The sequence below is a fragment of the Polymorphobacter sp. PAMC 29334 genome (assembly GCF_019431245.1).
Taxonomy (GTDB): Bacteria; Pseudomonadota; Alphaproteobacteria; order Sphingomonadales; family Sphingomonadaceae; genus Polymorphobacter_B; species Polymorphobacter_B megasporae.
The window spans coordinates 219,223-242,014 of sequence record NZ_CP080242.1 but is presented as its reverse complement, the minus strand read 5'-3'; the positions used below and the strand labels follow the sequence as shown (position 1 = coordinate 242,014).

Here is a 22,792-nt window from a genome sequence, read left to right as displayed (position 1 = left end):
ACGAAGTTGCCCGGCCGGAGGGGGGCCGGTACCAGTCTGACCGCTCTCGGGATTTAATGCGGCATTGCAGACGTTCGCGGAGCGCACTCCGGCGCGAACCTATTGCTGTTCATCGGTAGCGACGGCCCATTAGTTGAGCCGTCGACCATTACCCAGACCGCGCTCTAAGCAAATCTGCCACCTCCCGTCCGGGCAGGTGGCCGAGATGGCTGCTAGCGACCGCCTTACTTAGCGACCGGCGCCAGCCCATGCTCTTCGAGCATCGGGCCGACATCCGGGTCCTTACCGTAGAACGCCTGAAACATCGGGCCGTAATCCTCGGTGTGACCCTTGCTCAGGATCATGTCACGGAAGCGCTGGCCGTTCGCACGGGTTAGGCCGCCATGATCCACAAACCAGTGATAGGAGTCATGCTCCAGCATCTGGGTCCATAGATAGGCGTAATAGCCGGCCGAATAGCCGTTTGCCCAGATGTGAAGGAAATAGCTTGACCTGTAGCGTGGCGGCACGTCGATCACGTCGAGGCCGGTCTTCGCGAGGGCCGCCGTCTCGAACTGATCGACGTCCTGCTTGCCCGCGCTCGCCGGCAGCGAATGCCAGTCCATGTCGAGCATGGCCGCCGCGATCACCTCGCCGAGCACATAGCCCTGGTTGAAGTTGGCCGCCTTCTTGATCTTGTCGACGAGCGCCTGCGGGATGGCGACGCCGGTCTTGTAGTTCTTCGCATAATGGGCGAGCACCTTGGGATCGAGCGCCCAATGCTCGTTGAACTGCGACGGGAACTCTACCCAGTCGCGCGCCGTGTTGGTACCCGAAACGGTCGGGTAGACCTGGTTCGCGAACAGGCCGTGCAGTGCGTGGCCGAATTCGTGGAACATCGTCGTCACGTCGTCCGAGCTGATCAGCGCGGGCTGGCCGTCCGCCGGCTTCTGGAAATTGGCGACGTTGTAAATCACCGGCCTGGTGTCGAGCAGCTTGGACTGCCCGACAAAGTTCGACATCCAGGCGCCGCCCGACTTGTTATCGCGCTTGAAGTAATCGAAATACATCAGGCCAAGTTCGGAACCGTCCCGGTCATAAACGGTATAGACCATCACGTCCGGCTGATAGACGGGAATGTCGGTACGGCGCTTGAACGTCACACCGTAAAGTTGGTTGGCAGCATAGAACACGCCCTGTTCCAGCACGGTGTGCAGCTCGAAATAGGGCTTCACCTCGCTCTGGTCGAGATCATACTTCGCCTGGCGCACCTGCGCTGCATAATGGTCCCAGTCCCACGGCTTTAACCGAATCTTGTCGCCGTCCTTGTCGATCTGTGCCTGAAGTTCGGCGGCTTCCCGCCTCTGCTCGGGCGCCGTCGAGGCGGCGAGCTGGCGCATGAAGGCTTCGGCCGCCTGTGGGGTCTTCGCCATCTGATCGTAGAGCGTATACGCGGCCCAGTTCGGATAGCCGAGCAGCTGCGCCTTTTGCGCCCGCAGCATAGCCAGCTGCTGGATCACCGGACGTGTATCGTTGACGTCACCCTTCTCGGCGCGAGACACGCTGTTCGCGAACAGGGCCTCGCGCGTCGCACGGTCGGTCATGTCCTCAAGGCTCGGCTGCTGCGTCGTGTTCTGGAGCGGGATCAGCCACTTGCCGTCGAGTCCTCGGCCCTTGGCATCGTTCGTCGCAGCCGCAACCTTGCCCTCGTCGAGCCCCGCGAGCCTGGACTTCTCGTCGACAACCAGCGCGCCGGCCTTGGCGGCGGCCAGCAGCTTCTGCTGGAAACTCGTTTCTAGGCTGGCGAGCTGAGTGTTGAGCGCCTTTAGCTTGGTCTGATCGGCGACCGACAGCTGGGCGCCGGTATGGACGAAGCCGCCATAGTAGATTTGGAGTACCTGCATCTGTTCGTGTGTCAGCTTGAGCGCGGCGCGCTTATCCCACAGCGCCTTCACACGCTGGAACAGCTTCGCGTTGAGGTTGATCGCATCCTGATGCTGCGAGAGCCTCGGCGCCTCGGCTTCCTGCACCTTGTCGAGCGTATCGTCGGTGTTGGCCTGGACAACGCCGAAGAAGGCGAGGCTGACGCGATCGAGCATCCGGCCCGACTTCTCCAGCGCGCCAATAGTGTTGTCGAAGGTTGGCGCGTCGGGATTGTTCGCGATTTCGCCCACCTCGGCGAGATGATTGGCCATCGCCGTCTCGAAGGCGGGCTGGTAATCGCTGTCTTTAATGAGATCGAACCGCGGCGCCTCGAACGGTAACGAGCTGGACATCACGAACGGATTGGCGCGCGATTGACCCGGAACCTGCGCTACCGCCGGCAGGGCGATCCACCCGGCCCCAAGCAACAATATGGCATTGCGAAGACCGCGACTTCTCACTCGGAAATCCCTTTGGGTTGGATGCGGCGCACGGCCGTTCGACACCGAATTGAGACATTGCAATCGTATGATCAAGCAAAATGAACACGGTCTGCCATCAAGGCGGTCACACCGTAGTTTCGCGATTCAACGATGCTCGACCACTTGCCGCGACTCTTTGGCGTTTTCGGGCTGGTCGGCCATGCATTTTTAAGGGGCCGGTATCTATCTGTCTGCTCTTGGACGCGTCGAATTTGATAGCTGCCATCGGCATGCGCATCACGTCGGTCATTCGCTGAGGTTTTAGCGTAGTCTGAGCGGAGCGCTCAGCCGGTGCCCGATCACTGCCTATCCGCTTCGCACCGCCCAGTCTCGTTAGAGCAGAGTTTTCGCGTGGCTCAACACTGTGTCACATGCCTTCGTGCGCACCCCAGCAGGCAGGCTATCGAGCGAGAGGGGCTTGTTCGCACTGCCGGTAAGGCCGCCGAGCATGCCGGTTGTGCCGGCGCGGCCCGTTTCAGCCGACTTGCCACCGAGCAGGTTGCCCGCAAGTCCGACCTTATAGTCGGGCGACTGCACGGTTTCGGGCCGTCCCTGCAACTTGGCGAGCACGTCGCTGCCGGCCCCGGTCTGGCTGACGAGCTTGTTCTTGACGCAGTAGCCAAGCAGGCCAGTGACATTGCCCGCGCTGGCGGAACCAAGGCCCGGCAAGGCGCCGCCCCCGAGGCCGGACGCCGCACCGCCAAGACCGCCGGGAAGGCTGAACTGAGCGCGGGCGGAGGTCGAGGTAACAACAATCGAGACGATCGCGGTTGCAATCAAGATGCTAAGACTTGTACTTCGGGTATGCTGCATGGTCCCGCTCCCTCGCTTGGCTCCTCTCTGTACCGCCGAAGGCCGGCGGGGTCACGCTACAATGCTTCGCACGCCCACTTTCAATGTAAAATGCTCGGCGGGATAGGTGTTAACGCCTCTGGCTGGCGCACCCACCCTGACATCGCGTGAAGCCGCGTCGGGCCGTTAGCTGCCTGACAGCTTTGAGGCGACAATGTATCAGTAGCGGACGTTGGTTCAGCTCGCGGCGCTCGCTGCCTCGACCCACAGTCGGTGATCCAACTCGCCCTCTCAAAGTTTCGAAAACATACGCTCATTCATCTCGCAGGCGTGGCGGCTTTATGAACCATCCCGAGATGGGCTCTGAACGGGCCAAGAGCCAGCGGGTGTGCGTGGGAACAATTACTAGCTGGCAGCGTGCGGTCGCCTTTAGCATTTGCCGAGAGCGGTTCCAGCAAGTCGCGACACCTCCCCGACGAATCCCTCGCTACGCTTCGCACCGCAGGAAGGCCAACTCCTCAATTCGGCGATGATCGCGAAGAGTTTGGTTAAAATGAATTGACACCGTGGTAAAAGATGTCGACGATCAAATTCCTCTGGGTAAGAATTACCGTTGTGTCACTCATAATAATAGGGAATATGAGTCATGTATCGCTTAGCTGTGGCCTTTGTTGTATCGAGTATTGGCATTGCCGTGCCAGCTCTATCTAAGCCTATTATTATCAATGGTAGCTTTGAGTCCGAAGCATTTTCTACCGATAGCCTGAATGAAATAACACTTACGGGAACGCCAGGGTGCACGGGTAATAGTATTAGTGGAAACGCTCATGAGTATATAATCAACGGAAATATTACTGACACCTACGACCGCTTCATAGGTACTACGCCGTATGGCAGCCAGTATCTTGGCCTCAATGCGGTTTATCGCCGAAGCTTTCGATCGATCGAGTCACAGTCGGTCAGCGGGTTCGAGATCGGTCAGAAATACGCACTTAATGTCCACTTCGCCAATCTCGACGGTGCGTCCGACGGGCGGATCAGTGTGGTTGCTTCCGACGGCCTGAACGGAAGCGGCGATATCCTAGCGCAACAAATTTTCACTGCTCCGGTCGAGGGTCCATACGGCGACGATGTGATCGACTTCACTTCCGCAGTGCTCGAGTTCACCGCGCTCTCAAACAGCGTCACTTTTTCGCTCGGCAACCAGAGCCTGACCGGCGTGATGGGCATAGACGCAGTGTCGTTGTCGTCGCTTGGTACGGGTGCCGTTCCCGAGCCCGGACAATGGGCGATGATGCTTGTCGGCTTCGCTCTCATCGGCGGCGTCCGACGCAGATCAGCCAATGCCGTGATGGTCTCCAGTTGACCTTGAGGGGGCGGTGAACACTCTCCGCCCCCCAATACTTACTGTGACAGCTATGCGCCGTCGCATTGGCTCAGGCGCGTTGCTTACTCGACCCAGAAGCCGGACGTTGCATCCCGTTTCCGACATCCCAACTCCGGTCATCGATTCGTATTGAATGCACGCCGACAGCTAGACGATGGCGCTCGGTCGGTCGCGTCACGAGCGTGCGCGGAAAGGATGGAATTTTGGGAATGGTCAGGCTTGCAACGCGCAACGGGGCACTGGCGCGGCTTCGATGTCCCGCGCGACCTTGGGGCCGGAAGCCGCCTGGCAGCTTGATGGAGTTGGATGGAACGAAGCGGACGTTGGTTGACCTTCGCGATTCATTCACTTGGCCTGAAGATGACTGTCGTACCAAGCGAGAATGCGCTCGAACATATCGATGTTGTTCGAGCCGAGCCGCGGTGAATGCCCCTCGTTTGGATAGAGCACCATCTCGGTTTCGACGCCGAAGTGCTTCAGCGCTCGGTAAAGCCCCTTCGACTGTCCGACCGGATTGCTGGCGTCGTCCTCGCCGTCGAGGATCAGCGTCGGCGTGCGGGCGTTGCGGATGTAGGTCGCCGGCGAGTTGCGCGCGAACACGTCCGGATGCTCCCACGGCGTGCCAAAGTACCACTCGTCGCCGTCCGGATGCGCCTCGGTCTCGAACTCGGCTTGCTGGTCGAACACGCCGGCACCGGCGACCGCAGCCTTGAACCGGTGCGTCTGGGTGATGGCCCAAGCAGTCATCTCCCCGCCGTATGACCAGCCGCCGATGCCGAGGCGCTCCGGATCGACCTCGCCCTTCGCGATGACGGCGTCGAGCACCGCGATCAGGTCCCTGTAGTCGCCGCCACCCCAGTCGCCGCGATTGGCCTTGAGGAACGCCTCACTGTAGCCGTTCGAGCCGCGCGGATTGACCATCAGCACCTGGTAACCGTGCGCGACGAGCATCTGCGCCCATGCCGCCTCCCAGCTAAAGCCGGCAGTGAAATTCGACGACGGACCTCCATGGACGAGCAGCACGAGCGGCGCCCGGCTGACGGCTCCGACGGCGGGCTTCATCAACGCCGCCTCGATCATTGTGCCGTCGAAGCTGCGCGTTTGGAACACCGTGGTCATGGCCAACTGGACACCGTCCCAGCCCTGCTGGAGATGGGTGAGTTGCCGCACACGGCCGACATTGGTGCGGAGGTAGATCTCGGGGAGGTGATCGAAGTCCTCTCCGACGAAGACCAGCTCGCCATCCCTGGCGACGTCGAACGAGGCGACCGAGAGTGGCAGATCGATGGCCGCCGCAGCCGCGCCCGGTGCCAGTCGGACGATCCGGTTCCAGAAGCCATCGACGACGCGCGCCCAGACCGCCGAGGGATCCCGCCATTTCACCTCCGCGATCGCCAGGTCCGGCACCGGAGTCAACGCCTTGAGCTCGCCGCCCCGAACAGATCCAACCAGAAGATCGCGCTCCGACGGGCCGCCGGCGACGGTCGAACGAACGAGGTAGGTCCGTGCGTCCGGAGACACCAGCAGGGCGTCAAACGGCTGCGGTGGCGCGGCGACGCGCTCGACCGCGCCGGTCGCGGTCGAGAGGGCGTAGACGGCGTCGGTGTTCTCCTCAACGTTAGGCCGCTCGGTCGCGACGAGCAGCAGATGGGTCGGGTCCCTCCATTGCAACTCGTCGATCCTCCAACGGTCAACCCCGAGCTTTCGGCTCGCCGCCGATCCGAGATCGACCAGCCACACGCGGGAGAGGTCGTCTTCGCGGTCGGCGACCTGGGGCCCGATCCCGTGCGGCTGTGCGTCGTCGTCCCGCGCGAGGTAGGCGATAGTCCGTCCGTCCGGCGACCAGTGAAAGCGGTCGACGCCGAACTTTCTCGCGGTCAGCGCGGTCGCCGTGCCGCCGCGGGACGGGGTCGTGTAGACCTGCGTCTTGCCGCCAACGTTGGACAGGTAGGCCAGCGTCGTCCCGTCGGGCGACCACTGGGGCGAGCGATCCGACTTGCCTGCCGGCGTCAACTCCCGCTCCGTGCCGGCGGCGATATCGAGGACGCGGAGATGAGGTTTGGCGTCCCAGTTGTAGCTGACCGCCACGTAGGCCAGCTGCGATCCGTCGGGCGACAGACGAAGATCGGACGCGCGAACGTAGGACAGGGCCTGAGCCGGCGTGGAGACCGCGACGGCGCATCGGCCGGCGGCGGATGCGGAGAGCATGGCCAGCGCCACGGTCCGATGGAGCATCGTCTTCCGGTTCATCGTCGCACCTCGCTGTCGTGATGGTTGCTTAGGACGGCGAGGGACCGGCGTCTTCCGCGGGGCTAGCGCGCTTGCACGGGCTTAGCGCGTCTGCTTATCTCAGCGGACAGTCGTCGCGATCGGCAGGTGCCCGTGCAGACACGTCCGAGCCTCCGTGACTATCCGGCCGACACGGCGATGCCGGTGCACGACCACCGCGAGGCGACGTTGAGCATCGTCGTCCGGGGTGGCTTTAAGGAGCAAGTCGGCCGCAGCGAGCGCGACTACGGCTGCGGTCATGCCGCTTTCTTCCCGGCTGGCGTGGCCCATGCGCAGGCATTTGGCCCCCGGGGGGCGCGGCAGATCATCTTCGAGCCGCAGGCTGCGTGGATCGAGCACCTCGCGGATAGCCGCGTCGCGCTCGACCGGGCGCCCCACGTGCATTCGGCTGCCCTCCACCACCTAGGCGACCGGCTGATCCGCGAGATGCGCGTCGACGACGCGTTCACGGCCCTCGCCTGTGACGGGCTCATGGCGGAAATTGTGGCGGCGTTCGGCCGGGAAATTGAGGACGGCACGTGTGGACGACCGCCGGCGTGGCTGCGCACGGCACTCGACTTCATTCATACAAACGCCGCGCGACCTCTCGGCTTAGCGGAGATAGCCACAGCGGCAGGTCGCCACGAAGTCCATCTCGCGCGCGAATTCCGCCGGCATTTTGGCACACCGGTCGGCACATACATTCGGCAATCGAGGGTCGAACATGCCGCTCGGCTGCTTCGGCAGCATGGGTTAAGCCTAACTGAGATCGCGCTCGAATGCGGGTTCAGCAGCCATTCGCACCTCTGCCGCACGTTCATCGCTTATCACGGGGTGACACCATCGCAGTATCGATCGAGCGTTTCATAATCGTTGACGGCAAAAGCAGTTTTAAGACTGTGGGGGGGGCCGGAAGCGGTCTGACCGCTTTAAGGCTGTAAATGCGGCATAACTGCCGTTCGCCGACTGACGACGCTGCCGGGAGCTTATGCCCCAAATTCTGGTGCTCAGGTTGGCGATCTAGGCCTCAAAACCCGCCTTTCGTTGAGCGCGATCATCCCGTTACTCCATCTCCGAGCGGCAATTTCGAAAAAGAGCAATCGGGAACAGCTTCGGGGAAGCGGATGCCTTGGACGGCTGTCAGCGCGACCGACGAGGCGACGGATAACGCCGATAACTGCTCTTAATCCCCTTGCGTCCGACGCCGCTCAACGGAGTTGGGGTTCGAGCCTAGATTGGATCAGCGGGGTCAGCCATTCCAAAATACCATCAATAACAAGATCGCTCGACCATGCCTCGATCGACGGATCCCGACGGGGGCGCGGAATCAGATAGTTCGTTCGGTAAATCGGTGCCTTAGTGAGCAGTTCCATAGCTGATAACGATACTCGTCTGGGCGTCGTTCTTTGCAACCATCAGAGTACTTTGATGAGATTGATTAGGGCTCACCATCCGCACGTTGGCTTCCGCCGTATTGCTGGACGATGTTGGGACAATGCCGAGTGCGGCAAGCTTTTTGTCATAGAATGCCGTGACCGTCGCCACCGGGTCGGACGTCATCAAGAGTACCTGTTTTTGCAGTCCGGTTGGACCGCTTTGACCAGTCGGCAAGTCCACGCCGGCGACTTGAATCACTTTTGCGCCCGGGTAGGCTGGAGCCCATGCGGGCATGTCGGCAGGCACTGACGCGTTGGCGTAACGTGTCGCCTTCATTTCCGGCCCACCAGCGCCCATCGAGGTCGTAACCGTATCGTTACCATTGCTGTCGTGCGAGAAGGTTGTGCCGTTCGAACCACAGGCACACAAGCAAAACGTCAATAGCGTAGCAAAAGTCATACGTATCATTGGCCTGCTCCAACGGTCGGTCGATAGTTATCGGCATAAGCATACCAAGCCCCCAGTCAAAAGCCATCGACCCTCTGGTTACACGGGCTGTCCCAGTTCCTGCCGTCCAACATTTGACGAGGTTGGGTAGGGGCGTGCCGATGTTGCACGGGTGAGCTGCCGTCAGGCCCCGCAGCCAGTGGTGTTCGGCGGGCTTTGCGTAAAGCACCGTCTACGCGTCGACTGGTGACTGCGTCGGTCGCGTCCACGACAAAGTTTGCCGATTCGCGAGTACAAGCTGCACAGTGTACCTAGCCGTACCGATGGCACTCACCTGCGAGTCGTTGGCTGAGAGACGCTATAGCGCTCCCCGCGTATGCGATCGGAGCTCTATGACGAAAGATCAGGCGCGAAACCGGCACGCCGAGCGCGAGCGTCAGCACCGTGAATGGGCTGAAGAAGCCGTCCATCCCGACGCCAAGAAGTCTCATGTCGAGATGGCGGAATATCACGCAAGGGCCGGCAGGCTAGAAGCGGATGATGGCATAGCGGATCCTCGAATGGTCGGACGCGCCATTCGGTCGCCTTGGCGGTTCGATGATTAATGCTCATTGCTTCAATAAGTCGTATGCCCCCCTGTACCACGGCCCAGACCGCGCGGTGAGGCTAGTGCTTCGCGCGGTCGCCTATAACAACTTGCCATGCGCGATGGCGCTATTCTGCCTCGCCTGTCTTTACGAACTCGGTCGGATAAAAATGCTTCGTACGTCACGGGCCGGGCCATAAATTCTGCTTCGCCTTAAACAGAGCCAGTGCAAGCTCGCCTCGAAGTAGTCGGCGCGCCGTTGCCGCGTGGCCGCTGCAAGCCCCGGCGTTACCCGCCGCGCGCTGCTACGGCCCTGCCCGCTGTTACGGCGCTTCCTGCGGCTGCTAAAGCACGGGCGACCGTTCGGCTCGGGATAGCGCTTTACGGCGGTTCGAGACGGCCAAGGCTGTATCGACTTCGTTCGACCGCATCCGGTTGAATCCAATCTCTGACGCATATCAGGCGGCCGGGCCGATTTGCCCCCGCTCTCGCTGGCCGTCACCGACGACGAACAGGCCGCACGCTCACGGTAAGGCACCACCTTGCCGATATCCGCGATCACGCAATAATCCGCCCTGACAGTGAGTCAAACATCACTGCATCCGTCTGCTCCCAGAGGGCGAGGCAGTCGACGAGGCGAACGAGACGCTGCAAGGCCGGCTCGATTACGGTCGGATCTGCGACGAAAGCGAGCGGCTTGGCGCACGGCGCGCGGCGGACTGACCCTGTCTCAGTGCCCGACTACTCATCGCTAGCTTGACGATTTCCAGCTGCTCACTTGGTTCGACATCTTCGGCGACAGCTTCGAGAAGGCCTGCCGCGAGCCGCGTTGCGTCATACTCCGCGCGTTGATTGGTCACTGAAGCGCGGCCGTCGGTGCGCAGCTAGTCCGCTGGCTCTGATGGGTGCGGGATCAGGGCCAGCGGACGTCGCAGCGCCCCCGTGCTCGAGGCACTAACGAAGCGCCCTAAGCAAGCTGTGCCTATGTTAACATTCTGTCAACCCAGATTACGAGCGTCGCCCCTGAGAACTAGTCGCGGCGATCGCGAGTCCTCCGTTAGCGAGACACAATAATCAATGCCCAGCGGTCTCAACAACACAATGTCCCGCCTCCCTCTCGTCGAGAGCGGCGGAACGGTCTTGTGGGCACCGATCGCTGACAGCCTCACGCTGTCAGCGCGAAGCCGCCGCCGACTGGTGGCTGTTGATGTAGAATCGGGCTTTTACGCGTCTGGCTTTGGCCGTGTCCGTCCGCCAATGGCTCGGCTGAGCGGGCGGCATCGATCGCATCCCCCCGCTGAAGTGCGGTGGGACCTTCACCATCGATCAGCGGTTTTGAATGGAGAACTCGCCCGACGTGCTGCTCAAGCGATGGTCCGACGAGGCGTGAATGACCGCCTTTGAAGTGGGGGAATTAAGCGCATGACCGTCGACGAAACAGTCTCGACGCCGCAAAGCTCTTGCGATCCGGTAGCATTGCCGCCGCTATACCTGTTTTCTTCAAGCTTGTTCATGCGTTCCCCCAAAGAGGGTCACTGTATGAAAGCTGCATGCAGGTTAATGCCTGAAAACGCTCTGCTCCGAATAAAGATCGTGTTCGTTCTATCGCCTTCGGTACCGATGAGCACAGCGAGCGCGAGCGGCAGCGCAAGATGAAGGACGGCACATGGTGATGGTTAGAAGACCCGATGCAGAGAAACGGTCAGGCGTCTTTCGGCCCCCTCTGCCATCGATCTGGGATTAGCTGACATCGGACGCTCTGCCGAGCTGGCGTGGAGGCTAATTGCTCTGAGCCGACGTCGCAATGCAGGTAAATACCAGTTCCTGCCTGCTTATGCAGGAAGACGGACGCACTGAAATCATTCATTAATCATGACGATGTCGCGCAACGTCGCGCTCGGTCACTGTGTAGGATGAAGGGGTGTCAGCATGCTAAGGTCTATTTCACTTGTGTTGTGTGTCGCCGCGACGGTCGCCGCGCCGGCGCTGGCTGCTAACCCGTTCACAATCAACTACTATACGATTGCTGGAACCTATGGCGGCGGCAGCGGCGACCCCGATTTCAACACGATCGGCTGCTGCACGCCGACCTACTATGACGAAGTCAAGCCGACGTTGGGTGCGCTTGGCCTGCCGGTTTATAACACGGCTTCGACGGCCCCGTTTATCCATGACACCACGCCAGACGGCCAGATTACGTGGTGGAGCCCCGGTCTCAACAACCACGTCACCTATACCGGCACCGCGACCGTCACGAGCCCGTTCGCGAACTATAATTTCTATCCGAATAACGGGACCGGAACTGACGATTCCCACGGCTTCCAGGGCGCAACGATTTCGGGTCAGTTTAACCTGACTGCGCCCGAATCGGTCACTTTCAGCTTCGGCGCCGACGATGACGCATTCCTTGCGCTCGACCGCAATGTCATCGCTCAAGAAGGTGGGATTCACGGTGTATCAGCGGCTCCCGTGACGACATCGGTCCTCGCCGCCGGCGTGCATAACTTCACTTTGTTCTACGTCGATCGCAACGTCACCGGTGCGGGGCTCTATTTCAACGTCGACACAAGCAACATCGTCGTCACCCCGCCGGTCGGTGGCGTACCTGAGCCAGCCACATGGGCGATGATGGTCGCGGGCTTCGGTTTCGTGGGCTTGAGCGTTCGACGCCGTCGCCCGACTACCGTCGCGGCTTAAGCTACCAACCTCCTCATGTCGCGCGGGGCGGCCCTACCTGGCCGTTCCGCCTCGCCCGGCATCAGGCCGTGTCGAATACGAGTAGACCGCGGGGGGAATCCCTAACGGTTCTAACTGATCCGCCGCCTTGGTAATGACCCACCGGTGTGCGAGCGTCCGGCTTGCGCAGCTTATGTTCGCAAAGGGGACGGTTGCCGCCTGTCCGCTTCCGGTTGCTCAAATATAGATAGCAGACCTTCATTCAGGCAGCCCGTGAAGCCGCTAAGACCCAAAAGCCGACACTCGGCGGCCCGATGGCTTCCAAAAACCGACCCGTTCATTCAGGCCCGGCATCTGGGTTTGGATGGGGCCGTGTGTGGACGGCTCTCCGTTGGCAAGGGGTTTCTTGAGCATCTGCACGTTCGTTGGTCGGTGCGGCCATGTGTTCGACCTGTGGTGCGGCCGTTTCATGTGCCGCTGGCCATAATGCCATTCGCGCGTCTCAGGTCCCGATCGATTGCTCGCACTCGAAGGTGCCACGGCCCCACTGGGTTTTCCTGATCCGGCGGTATCGACCGGCTTGGTGCATTATCTCGTGTCCGCCCTTTCCAACCTCGTCGGCGCGTCGGTGCGTGCGCCTATTTCTGTGTCCTCATGCTCATGCCGCGGCTGTCGCGACGACGGGATCGCGGTAGCGCTCGCCGTTCGTCATCAGCGCCCAGATCATCCGCGCCATCTTGTTGGCCAGCGCGACGGCGGCGACCATCTTCGAACGTCGCGCCAGCAGCTGCAGCACCCACGGTCGCCGGGTGCCATGTCGCTCGGCGGTGCGGATCACGGCCATCGAGCCGACAACGAGCATCTGGCGGAGGTAGCTGTTGCCTGCCTTTGTGATCCCGCCGAGCCGCTCCTTGCCGCCGCTCGAGTTCTGCTTCGGGACGAGCCCGATCCACGCCGCGAGGTTGCGTCCGCTCTTGAACACCGCCGGGTCGGCGACCGCGGCGACGAAAGCGCTGGCGATCACCGGGCCGACGCCGGGGATCTCCATCAGCCGCCGACCGACCTCGGTCTCCCGCGCGCTCTCCCGGATGCGGCGGTCGTTGTCGAGGATCTGCGCCTTCACCACCGCCAGCTGTGCCGCCAGCATTTCGAGGCACAGCCGCGCGTCGGGCGGGACGCGCGCATCGTTCGGGTCCGCGAGCACCGCCAGGAGCTGCTCGATCCCGCCGCGTCCGATGGCGGCAACGATGCCGAACTCCGACAGGTGCGCTCGCATCGCGTTCGACACCTGCGTCCGCTGGCGGCTCAGCATCAGTCGCACCCGATGGAGCATCATCACGCTCTGCTGCTCGGGCGTCTTCACTGCGACGAAGCGCATCGTCGGCCTTGTCACCGCCTCGCAGATCGCTTCGGCATCGGCGGCGTCGTTCTTGCCGCGCTTGACGCACGGCTTCACGTATTGCGCCGGCATCAGCTTCACGTCGTGCCCCCGCGCGATCAACTCCCGCGCCCAATAGTGCGAGCTGCTGCACGCCTCGATCCCGATCACGCACGGTGCCAGCTTCTCGAAAAACCCCAGCATCCGACCTCGCGTCAGGCGCTGGCGAACAACCACCTGCCCTGCCCCATCGACCCCATGCACCTGGAACACCGACTTCGCGATATCCAGCCCGATCGTCGCCACAACTGCCTTCGTCATCATCGCTCTCCTTCTGGCTCAACCCGCAGATTATATCGCAGGTCGGGTAGGAGAGCCGTCCACCGCATCAGTAGCCGTCTGGCAGCTTACGGGCGCCCGACGTGGCAAAGCGGACTTTTGTTCAGCTGCCTCGGAATGCCAGGAAGACCCAAAATAGCGCTCATTTTGCCCTCCCAAACTCCAGACATTCTTTCATCTCGCTCCAGGCGATGGATCATGATCATCGGGCGGAAGAGCGTCACGACCTTGCAGATTTGCTTGACCCTCGACCCGGTGTTGCCGAAGGTCGCCGGCCGGCGAGCCGAGCCGGCGGCCGACGTTCGTATAGGATGAGAAGCGACTGATGGGCGGGTTCTGGTACCCTTATGCTGATTTCGAGGATGCCCGACGTCGTCTGACGGCATTTGCCGACGCGAGCGTTGGCCTGGCCTGTGGGATCAGCTTCTCGGACGGTCGCAGTATCGGGGTCGTCCGCAAGCCAGCTACGGGAAGCGAGTGGCTTTGGCTGAATGTCTTGGCTCAGCACATCGCAGCGCCACTACCGCCACCGGCAAGCCCAAGCGGCACGTGGGGAAAACTCAAGGCCGCCTTCTGGCACGCGATGGAGATCAGCGGTGAAGCGCAAATCCAGCAGTCACAGGCAAATCTTGCGATGGCGCAGGTCGTCGATAGTGCGATTGAGCGCCATATCTGGCTACCTGTTCACCAATTTCTGATCCGCCATAAATTACTGGCGGACGGCATCGGGGTCGCACTCGACGTTGTGGGGGTTGTGGGGGGTGCGATCTTCGTCGTTGCCGCGCTTCCCGAACTTGCCGGCGGAGCCGTCATCATTGGCACTGCAGGCCTCATCACAGGCGGCGCTGCCTTTACCGGTTCGTTGGTCCTTGCCGGCATCGATGCGACTGTCTTTGGCTTCGAGGTGTCCGGTGCTGAGGCGCGGGCAGAGAACTTCGAGAGCAACTCGACCGTGCAATGGCTGCGTATCGGCGCGACGGTCATGTTGCTGCCGGACGTGGCGGTCGGCGGTGCCCGCGCACTGAGCGAGGTCGGCAAGCTCGGGAACGAGTCACGCGAGGCGACGGCTGCGTCAGCCGAAGCGGCGCGCAACGCCGAAGCAGCGCGAGCACGCGTCGCCAAGATCGCACATCCCGAAAGGCACGCGGGGCCGGTCCAGCGACGGACCCGAAAAGTGGCGGCGTTCGAGCGCGCGGTCGAGACGCAGGCGCGGGCGGCGGCGGAGGCGCACGCGCGCATCCGGCTCACTGTTGCCAAGGATCTTGCCGTTGTTCCCGGAGCGAGCCTCGGGAGCACCGGCTTGCTTATGGGGGCACCACCCGCGCTAGCGCTGTCAACTAGCCAGCGCGAGCGCGACGAAGAATACCGGAGGTCGCTTGCCCCCAAAGGCGGAATGCCCAAAGACGTGCGCTTCGAAATGCGCGTCAGCGGTCACGCGCGGATCGCGCCTGAATGACAGGAGAGGCATTGCCCACGCGGGGCCGGCGGCAGCGCCCGCCCGGCTTCGCCCCACGCGGCACTTCGCTCGGCGTCGTTGGCTGGCTTGGCCTCACTGCAGGTGTGCCGATGGCGGCCGTCTTGACGGCGCAACCCCTGCTTCCTGACGGGGTGACGGTTCTGATCGTGGCGATACCGTGGATCGTCGGATGGACATTCCTGCTGTTGGTCGTGCTCGTCGCCGGCTTCCGAGCGCGTCGGTTCTGGACCATCTGCCTGTTCTACTATGTCGGCGTCACCCTGCTAGCAGCATACGCGGCCATCCTGGCGTTCGCTTTGGCGGTCGTCCTGCGGCTCGTTCCCTTCCAAGATGCCGGGGCCTACCCGGCCGCCGTCTGTGGATTGGTCTTCGCGCTACTGCAGGTACCTTTCGCCTGGTGGCTTAGGCGAACACTACGCTTGCGCTACTGGCAGCCGGACAGCCAACCGGACCAGTGGGAGCTTGGCGACGAGACGCCGCCCGCCTGGGCGATGTCGCCGACGCGGTCGAACAGACCGGATCGACACTAGGCCCTGATGTCGACGGCTTAACCCAAACGCGGACATCCAGCCACGCCCGGGCACTCTCCGAAAGTCGCCGCTCGTTCAGATCTCGATTTCGGCATGGTTGGGGGCCGTCAGCGGACAGGCCGCTTCCGGGCGGACCGATGGGCAAAGGGGACATATCTCAGATTAGCCTGAGGCCGAGACCTTCCAAATTTCGATGTGGGAAGGGGACATTCGCATTTTCGGCGCGGCTGTCGAATTTCTGTCGGCTCCACCATATGTGCTGACGCCCGCGCCAAAGCAGGTACGATCGATTATAGACGGCAATTCTGCCTCGGCGGCTCTGACGGCTTAGCGCCAATAGCCATTTGCTGCCGCGATCGTCGCGAAATGGGTGGCGACGACATGACTCGCTGAAGTGAGTAGCCCGGCGTCGTGGGCATAGTTTTCGCGGAGTACACCGCGAACGGCGTCGTCACCCTGCATCGCTTTTACCGCTAGTCGGGATAGGAGGATGGCAAGGTCGAAACCCTCTGCAGCTGTAGGCACGATAAGCGACAGGTCTGGGGCCGCAGCGGGCATCGGGCTCTCCTGTTTGGCAACACGGTCATACGACGACGTCCAGCTTGGCTTCGGATCAAAATCACTGGCGTTCGGAGAACGAGACCGGATAGGCGGCCGTGCGGATGTCGATCATCGGATCAGCGGGAACGATGCCGTCGGGCAATGTACCTGGCAGGAACATCAGCCGCTTGCTGTCGCCGGCCTGGTCGGTCGATGAACGGTTAATGGTGATTACACCAAGCTGGACCAAACGGCGCGTGTCGGGCCACGCGACTGTTGAGTCGTCGAGCTTGTCGCCCGCACCCGCGACTTGCGCGAGCCACGTGAACCGCACCGGTCCAGTGGCGACGCGGCGGCCGATCTCGGGAGCAAGATAGTTCGGACCTGCCGCTTTGCTGGCGGTAGCATCGAGATAGTGCTCCCCTGCAAGTGGGATGAAGCGGTAGCGCACAGCGGTCTTGTGCCCCTTCGCGTCGATAAATGTGAAGGTATTGACCCCAAAGTAGGCGGCGGTGGCATAGCTCGCCGGTGGCGGCTTCTGCGTCTTAAGGAAGGTAGCCGCTGCCGGGTGCGCGCCGAGGAAGCGGTCGAGCGCGGTCGGTTTCGCAGCGCCGGGACTGCTTGCGCCGATCGCTCGCATCAATTCGCCGAACTCGACCCCAGTCCGCACCGGGAAGCCGTTGAAGCTGTGCGCGACGATGTCCATTGCAGGGTTGTCGACGGGACCGAACTTGACCGCAAAACCGCGCGGATCGGCATCTCCGATATTGTCGGGAATCGTTGGGATACCGGTGAAGTCGGAAAAGCGCACCGTTACATTCGTCGGTCGCGCGAACACCGTTGCCTTCGACAGTGTTCGCGCGGCGGGATCGGGTGTGAAGCTGCCGAACAACACGACGCCCTTAGCATGGACCGCGCGAGCATGATTGTTGCCGAATGCGGTGTGCAGGTCGGCGACGAGATGGGCTGGCAGGTCGTCCTGCGCGCGGGCGGCAGACCCAATCACCAGGCCTACTATTAGCAGTGGTAGAACCAATCGTGTGGTCGTTGCCATTGTAGCGCTCCCCTGAATCTCTTGCCGACGAGGGTACTACATGGCTGCGAGCCGGGTCTTGTTTGAACGTTGCGCAGATTGTTCAAATCCGGCGTCATAACTCAATCACAGCTGCCGCGGCGCCACGCACCCGGCGGCGCGCCGACATTACGCGTGAAGGCGTGCGTTAGATGAACCTGATCACTGAACCCGCATTCGAGCGCGATGTCGGCGAGCGACGCCTGCGTCGTCTGCAAAAGGTGGCGAGCGCGGTCAATTCGTCGCATCATCAGCCAGCGATGCGGCGGCACGTCGGTCGACCGGCGGAACGCGCGGGAGAAATGGGCGATCGACAGGCCGCACGCAGCCGCTAGATCGGTGACGGTGATGTCGCCATTGAGCCGAGCGGAAATCATCTCTTTCGCTAGACGTTCCTGTCGAACCGAAAGCTTCCCATTGGCGATTCCGGTCGCGCGTTGCGGCTCGAGGAAGGTCGCACAATGCGCCGCGAATGCCCAGCCGAGGTGATCAAGAAACAGCGGGTTGGTTCGTTCGGGCGCGGCAAAGGCGCTCTCGAGAGCTGCTGCTAATCCGCGGACTACCGGGTCATCTAGGACCTCGCCAGGTCGTACGATGAGATCGGCGACACGCCCACCTTCGCTCAGCGCGTCGAGCGTAGTGCGCGGAACGAAAAAGTTGGTTGCGTCAATGCCGGTCTTGATTTCACAGTTCCAGCGCCGACGATAATCATAGACTGTAAACTTCGCTGGACCCGCCCCTCTCACCGGGACGTGCCGGTCTTCGAGAAAGACATCGCAGCGCAGCGGCTGGTGCTGATAAGCAACCATGATCGCCTCTTCGATAACGGTATAGTCGATTACGCCGAGCGGATGATTAGCGCGTAGACGCGATATGCCAACGACGCCGCGGCCTAACTTACTCGTGACGATCGTCCGGGTGTCGGGTGCGTTGAAATACGCCATACCAAGATTTGACGAAGGGTTCAGCGACATAGATCTACCATGATCAAAGTAGTCCGATCATACTCCCGACGACCAGCTTGGTCGACAGAAGATAGCCTGAGGATCGAGAGGAATCACGACACTGTGTCTGAATTTGATCGACGAACCTCACCGATCTGCCCAATTATGTCGGTGGCGATATGCGGCGCTGAATAGATGCAACGCCGGGTTGAGGAGCGATTTGCAGCAGGCCAAGGAGCGGCCCCCGCGGCCGAGTGAGATCGGCCAGCGTGTAGCAGTCTAGAACTGACAGAAACGCGTCCCTTGCCTGCTCGATCGCATGACGTAGAACGCAGCTTGGTTGGATCACGCAGCTGCCATCTCCGGGGGAGAGGCACGGCACGAGAGCGAAATCGGGTTCGGTGTGACGGACCACGTCGCCCAGCCCGATCGTTATCGGCTCGCGAGCCAATCGCAGCCCCCCGCCCTTGCCTCGCACAGTGCTAACGAACCCCATCTGGCCCAACTGGTGTGCAACCTTCATCAGGTGCGCACGCGATATACCATATGCGCTGGCGATTTCCTCAATCGTCGCGAGCCGTTCGGGCCGCAACGCGAGGTACATCAACATGCGCAGCGAATAGTCGCTGTAGACCGTCAGGCGCACAGCCGAGCACCATCAAAAGCTGAAACATACATTTTTGGTATTGCTTTATGTCGGATGGATAACATATACCGCGAATATAGCTTTCATTCGCAAAGGCAAGTCGCTCGTGTCCACCCTCTCTCTGCTTGGCCGCACATCAGCTCGATCGCTGCTCGCGCCAGGCGATCTCGCCTGTAATGCTATGGGCGTCATGCACGAAGACGGGCGCGGTCTGGTACGGATGCTGGTGAACGCCTTCGTCTGGCTCATCGTCGGCATCGCCGTCGTTCTCTGGGTAGCTTGAGATGGTCGTTACCGCAGACGATCGCCGGGCAGCGCACGGTCGACTTGGTCCAGGCAACGCAGTTGGTGTTGACGAAGCCATGATCTCGCGGATCGTGCACGCCTTCTACGTCGATGTTCGGCGCGATCCGGCACTCGGTCCGATCTTTGAACGGGCGCTCCAGGGACAGTGGGAAGAACATCTCGCCAAGCTCTGCGACTTCTGGTCGTCGGTGCTGCTCATGAGCGGCCGCTTCAAGGGCACTCCGATGACAACGCATCTTGCGCTCCCAGGCCTTCGGCCGACGCATTTCGCGCGCTGGCTTCACCTGTTTGCCCGAACCGTGACCGAAATCTGTCCGCCCGCAGCAGCGACGCTGTTCGTGGCCAAGTCCGAGATGATCGGTGCCAGCCTCCAGCTCGGCATGGCCAACGCACATCGTCGCAGCGCCGCCGCTGCATCTGCATTTTGAACTCTGAGGATTTTGTCATGCCTTGTATTCCATTGGGTTTTGCGCCGACACGTCGCACGCCCGATTTTACGGAAGCAACCCTCCCTGAAAAGCTTCGAGGGCCGCATTCGACCGCGAAAGGTGCCTGGGCGCTGATCCACGTGGTCGAGGGAAAGCTGCTCTACCGGGTGCTCGATCGGGATGCCCAGAGCGAAGTCCTGCTCTCTCGCGAAACGACCCCTGGCGTGATCGTACCCGAGCAACTCCATTGCGTTGAGCCTCAAGGTCCGGTCGCCTTCTATGTCGAATTTTACCGTGCCGACGGAGCCGCCGCGACGCCCCATTCCAATCAGTCGAACGCAAGTTCGGCCGGCGTAATTTGAGAACTGCAAATGATAGACGCTGAAACACGGGCAATAGTTCGCGCATCCGCGCCGGCGATGGATCTTCATGGCCTCGCCGTTGTCGAACGGATGTATGAATTGCTCTTCCGAGATCCGGCAATCGAAGCCGTGTTCGATCCGACGCATATGCGCGACGGCACGCAGCCGCGCGCGCTTGCCGAGGCGGTTGCAGGCTTCGCTCACAATATCGATAATATCGGAGCGCTAACCCCGCTCATCGAGCGCGTCGCCCACAAACATGTGGCTCTCGGTATAGAGCCCGAACATTACGGAGCCGTTGGTGCCTGCCTGATCGAGGCAATGGTCGACGTTCTGGACGATAAGGCGACATCTTTGCTGCTTTCAGCATGGTCGGCGGCGTTCGCGATGCTGGCCGACATCTTCATTGGCCGCGAGCGAGCACTCAGCGCGAAAATTGTCGGTGCAAGCGGCGGCTGGACGGGTTTGCGTTCTTTTTTGATTTATAGAACGGAACACGAGAGTAACCTCATCCGGTCGCTCTACCTCATTCCCGAAGATGGCGGCCCGGTGCTTTCGCACCGCCCCGGTCAATACCTAACATTACGTTTGCCAGTTAGTCCCGAACGGCCGCTGTATCGGCACTACAGCCTGTCGAACGCGCCAAGTTCGCTCGAATACCGAATATCGGTCAAGCGCGAACCACGCGGCATGGGCTCACAATTTCTGCACCATCTGCAGCCGGGTACGCCCGTTAAGTGTGCGGCTCCTGCTGGGCACTTCGTGCTGGACAGCGCTCCAGAACGACCCGTCGTGCTTTTGAGCGGCGGCGTCGGCCAAACCCCGTTGGTGAGCATGCTTCACGAGCTCGCGGCGAAAGAACGCGCAGCGGTCGCCTATATGCATGCCGCGATCAACGGCAGCGTCCATGCATTCAACAGCGAAACCATACGATTGGCGGACCGCGCACCGTGGATCAGTCGCCAAACATTCTACGAGAACCCTGGCGCGAATGATCGAATTGGCGTCGACTACGACTTTGCCGGCCGCATCGGAGATGAGCAGTTGGCAGAAGCATGTGCCGACAAGAACACCGACGTTTATCTATGCGGACCCACGGGGTTCATGCGTGCCATGCTTGGCAGTCTTGCCCGGATTGGTGTCGCAAGCGACCGCGTACGCTTCGAATTCTTCGGGCCGCAGTCGAGCATCGAAGATGCCCGCGACGCCCCTCGCTAACTGGAGAACCGCTATGTTCGCGACCCTTATCGTCGCATTTCGCGAAGGGACCGAGGCGTTCCTTATTGTGGCGGTTGCGGCCGCTTATCTGCGTCGGACCGGGCGGACCCGGCTTATGCGACCCTTGTGGTCAGGTGTTGCGATTGCGATCGTTGGCAGCGTGATCCTTGGCGCACTTCTTGTAAGCATCGGGGGCCTCGGGTCGCTTTGGGAAGGATGGCTGGCGCTCGTTGCGGTCGCGCTTGTACTCAGCTGCACCATTCATTTGCTTCGTCATGGGCGCACCATGAAAGCGACGATAACCGGGCGCATCGATCTATCGACGGATCACACAGGGAATGGTGCGGCGCTGGGCGTGTTCTTGTTCGCGCTGCTGATGATTGGTCGCGAGGGAAGCGAGGCAGCTGCCATGATCGCGTCCCTTGTTGGGCAGGTCGATGGGACAACGATGATCATCGGTGGGATCGGTGGCCTGCTGCTCGCGGTCGCTCTCGGCAGTGCGTGGATCCGATATGGGCGGGCAGTCGACCTGACGCTTTTTTTCAACGCGACAGCGGTGTTCATGGTTCTGTTCTCGTTGCAACTCGGCATTTATGCGCTCCACGAGTTTGCCGAAGCATCTGCACTCCCGTGGATTGATAATGCCGAATGGCACATGGCGACCGAACCCTACGGTCCAGACGGCGAATGGGGACGGCTGCTATCTTACAGTCTGGTGGTTGCCCCGGCCCTGCTCATCGGGTGGGCGCGGATCCGCGCGATCGACACCCGACGACGGATTGGAGCGTTCGAATGAAAATGTCGCATCACGATTGTTTAGATAAAACCTTAAATGAGCGGATGAACGAACATGACGCCTGCTTGAAAGTTATAGACACTCGAATCGGAGAGGACCTGGAAATGCTGCTCTATGATGCCGGTCGACCAAACCCACGCGCTGTACGCATGTTTTTACTTGAGAAGGGAGTGACAATCCCGGTTCAAGATATCGACGTCGATGGCGGTGAGAACAGGCGGCTACCTTATACCAATGACAATCCCGCAGGTCAGGTGCCAGCCCTTCGCTTGGACGACGGAACGTGCCTCGCCGAAACCGGCGCGATTTTTCAATACATCGACGAAATATTTCCTGAGAAAACTCTCATCGGTGTCACTGCTCAGGCACGCGCCGAAACACGCATGTGGCAGCGTCGAATTGAACTCGGTATCACCGAACATCTTTACGCTGCATTTCACTATGGAAAAGCGGCCGAAATGTATCGGACCCGGATGCGGATCCTGCCTGAGGCTGTGTCAGGGCTGATAGCATTGACCCACGACGGACTAAATTGGCTCGATCAACAGATGATTGGACGTAGCTTCATTGTCCCGGACAGACTGACTATCGTCGACATTATTCTCTATTGTGCTGTGGATTTTGGCTCTCGTGTCGGACAGGCGATCGATCCAGAGTTGGCAACCGTGGGATCTTGGTTTGCGCGAATGGCAGAACGGCCTAGTGCCGTGACAAGTCTTCACCCGACAGCAAAAAGCGCCGGCATGCGACTCTGACAGCGGACGCCACTGTAATATATTGGCTATTAAATTTCGTCGTACTTTCAGCTTCCGATGCAACGATCGTCCAGTAACAGCTTC

The 22,792-nt window shown here is 61.1% G+C and carries 20 protein-coding genes; 11 read left to right on the top strand and 9 right to left on the bottom strand.

Annotated features, from left to right (window positions below; all coding sequences use genetic code 11):
- Positions 1-224 precede the first annotated feature (224 nt).
- Both KZX46_RS01200 and KZX46_RS01195 read right to left on the bottom strand, forming a co-directional pair.
- On the bottom strand, positions 225-2,330 hold the full coding sequence (locus KZX46_RS01200; RefSeq protein ID WP_370647446.1) for a M3 family metallopeptidase: 2,106 nt from the start codon (positions 2,328-2,330) through the stop codon (positions 225-227).
- A gap of 387 nt (positions 2,331-2,717) precedes the next feature.
- The gene (locus tag KZX46_RS01195; RefSeq protein ID WP_219774126.1) at positions 2,718-3,197 is read right to left on the bottom strand and encodes a DUF2501 domain-containing protein; all 480 of its coding nucleotides are present in this window, start codon (positions 3,195-3,197) and stop codon (positions 2,718-2,720) included.
- Between the two features lie 625 nt (positions 3,198-3,822).
- Between KZX46_RS01195 and KZX46_RS22620 the strand changes: the two genes are divergently transcribed.
- On the top strand, positions 3,823-4,542 hold the full coding sequence (locus KZX46_RS22620; RefSeq protein ID WP_226895882.1) for a PEPxxWA-CTERM sorting domain-containing protein: 720 nt from the start codon (positions 3,823-3,825) through the stop codon (positions 4,540-4,542).
- A gap of 366 nt (positions 4,543-4,908) precedes the next feature.
- On the opposite strand, the gene KZX46_RS01185 is transcribed toward KZX46_RS22620, so the two are convergent.
- A complete protein-coding gene (locus tag KZX46_RS01185; RefSeq protein ID WP_219774125.1) occupies positions 4,909-6,813 on the bottom strand; it encodes a S9 family peptidase in 1,905 nt (634 codons plus the stop codon).
- Positions 6,814-6,945: 132 nt separating this feature from the next.
- Between KZX46_RS01185 and KZX46_RS01180 the strand changes: the two genes are divergently transcribed.
- Positions 6,946-7,701, top strand: a complete 756-nt coding sequence (locus KZX46_RS01180) for an AraC family transcriptional regulator (RefSeq protein WP_219774124.1) — start codon at positions 6,946-6,948, stop codon at positions 7,699-7,701.
- A gap of 486 nt (positions 7,702-8,187) precedes the next feature.
- Here the strand turns inward: KZX46_RS01180 and KZX46_RS01175 are convergent, their stop codons facing one another.
- Positions 8,188-8,676, bottom strand: a complete 489-nt coding sequence (locus KZX46_RS01175) for a hypothetical protein (RefSeq protein ID WP_216711637.1) — start codon at positions 8,674-8,676, stop codon at positions 8,188-8,190.
- 2,494 nt (positions 8,677-11,170) lie between these two features.
- Between KZX46_RS01175 and KZX46_RS01170 the strand changes: the two genes are divergently transcribed.
- Positions 11,171-11,938: a PEPxxWA-CTERM sorting domain-containing protein gene (locus tag KZX46_RS01170; protein ID WP_219774123.1), complete on the top strand. Its 768-nt coding sequence runs from the start codon at positions 11,171-11,173 to the stop codon at positions 11,936-11,938.
- 637 nt (positions 11,939-12,575) lie between these two features.
- Here the strand turns inward: KZX46_RS01170 and KZX46_RS01165 are convergent.
- A complete protein-coding gene (locus tag KZX46_RS01165; protein WP_219774122.1) occupies positions 12,576-13,616 on the bottom strand; it encodes an IS110 family transposase in 1,041 nt (346 codons plus the stop codon).
- A gap of 343 nt (positions 13,617-13,959) precedes the next feature.
- On the opposite strand from KZX46_RS01165, the gene KZX46_RS01160 reads away from it, so the two are divergent.
- Positions 13,960-15,090, top strand: coding sequence for a hypothetical protein (locus KZX46_RS01160; protein ID WP_219774121.1), 1,131 nt, complete (start codon positions 13,960-13,962; stop codon positions 15,088-15,090).
- Between the two features lie 110 nt (positions 15,091-15,200).
- Positions 15,201-15,641: a hypothetical protein gene (locus tag KZX46_RS01155; protein ID WP_216711081.1), complete on the top strand. Its 441-nt coding sequence runs from the start codon at positions 15,201-15,203 to the stop codon at positions 15,639-15,641.
- A gap of 327 nt (positions 15,642-15,968) precedes the next feature.
- Here KZX46_RS01155 and KZX46_RS01150 read toward each other — a convergent pair whose 3' ends face one another.
- The 4 genes from KZX46_RS01150 to KZX46_RS01135 form a co-directional block, all read right to left on the bottom strand.
- Positions 15,969-16,199, bottom strand: a complete 231-nt coding sequence (locus KZX46_RS01150) for a hexameric tyrosine-coordinated heme protein (RefSeq protein WP_216711082.1) — start codon at positions 16,197-16,199, stop codon at positions 15,969-15,971.
- Positions 16,200-16,260: 61 nt separating this feature from the next.
- The gene (locus KZX46_RS01145; RefSeq protein WP_216711083.1) at positions 16,261-17,187 is read right to left on the bottom strand and encodes a catalase family peroxidase; all 927 of its coding nucleotides are present in this window, start codon (positions 17,185-17,187) and stop codon (positions 16,261-16,263) included.
- Between the two features lie 149 nt (positions 17,188-17,336).
- Positions 17,337-18,062, bottom strand: a complete 726-nt coding sequence (locus tag KZX46_RS01140; protein WP_216711084.1) for a helix-turn-helix domain-containing protein — start codon at positions 18,060-18,062, stop codon at positions 17,337-17,339.
- 298 nt (positions 18,063-18,360) lie between these two features.
- Positions 18,361-18,843 (bottom strand): Rrf2 family transcriptional regulator, encoded by a 483-nt coding sequence (locus tag KZX46_RS01135; RefSeq protein WP_216711085.1) that lies wholly within the window; start codon positions 18,841-18,843, stop codon positions 18,361-18,363.
- 106 nt (positions 18,844-18,949) lie between these two features.
- On the opposite strand from KZX46_RS01135, the gene KZX46_RS01130 reads away from it, so the two are divergent.
- The 6 genes from KZX46_RS01130 to KZX46_RS01105 all read left to right on the top strand — a co-directional run bounded on the left by KZX46_RS01130 (position 18,950) and on the right by KZX46_RS01105 (position 22,708).
- A complete protein-coding gene (locus KZX46_RS01130; protein WP_216711086.1) occupies positions 18,950-19,126 on the top strand; it encodes a hypothetical protein in 177 nt (58 codons plus the stop codon).
- 79 nt (positions 19,127-19,205) lie between these two features.
- On the top strand, positions 19,206-19,577 hold the full coding sequence (locus KZX46_RS01125; protein WP_226895880.1) for a group III truncated hemoglobin: 372 nt from the start codon (positions 19,206-19,208) through the stop codon (positions 19,575-19,577).
- Positions 19,574-19,939 carry a DUF1971 domain-containing protein gene (locus tag KZX46_RS01120; protein WP_226895879.1) on the top strand — a complete coding sequence of 122 codons (366 nt, stop codon included), beginning with the start codon at positions 19,574-19,576 and terminating at the stop codon, positions 19,937-19,939. Before KZX46_RS01125 ends, KZX46_RS01120 begins: the two co-directional genes overlap by 4 nt.
- A gap of 9 nt (positions 19,940-19,948) precedes the next feature.
- Complete coding sequence (gene hmpA, locus KZX46_RS01115) at positions 19,949-21,157, top strand: NO-inducible flavohemoprotein (protein ID WP_216711088.1); 1,209 nt, start codon at positions 19,949-19,951, stop codon at positions 21,155-21,157.
- Positions 21,135-21,953 carry an FTR1 family protein gene (locus KZX46_RS01110; RefSeq protein WP_370647435.1) on the top strand — a complete coding sequence of 273 codons (819 nt, stop codon included), beginning with the start codon at positions 21,135-21,137 and terminating at the stop codon, positions 21,951-21,953. The genes hmpA and KZX46_RS01110 overlap by 23 nt, the downstream gene beginning before the upstream one ends.
- A complete protein-coding gene (locus tag KZX46_RS01105) occupies positions 21,950-22,708 on the top strand; it encodes a glutathione S-transferase family protein (protein WP_370647434.1) in 759 nt (252 codons plus the stop codon). Before KZX46_RS01110 ends, KZX46_RS01105 begins: the two co-directional genes overlap by 4 nt.
- Positions 22,709-22,792 lie beyond the last annotated feature (84 nt).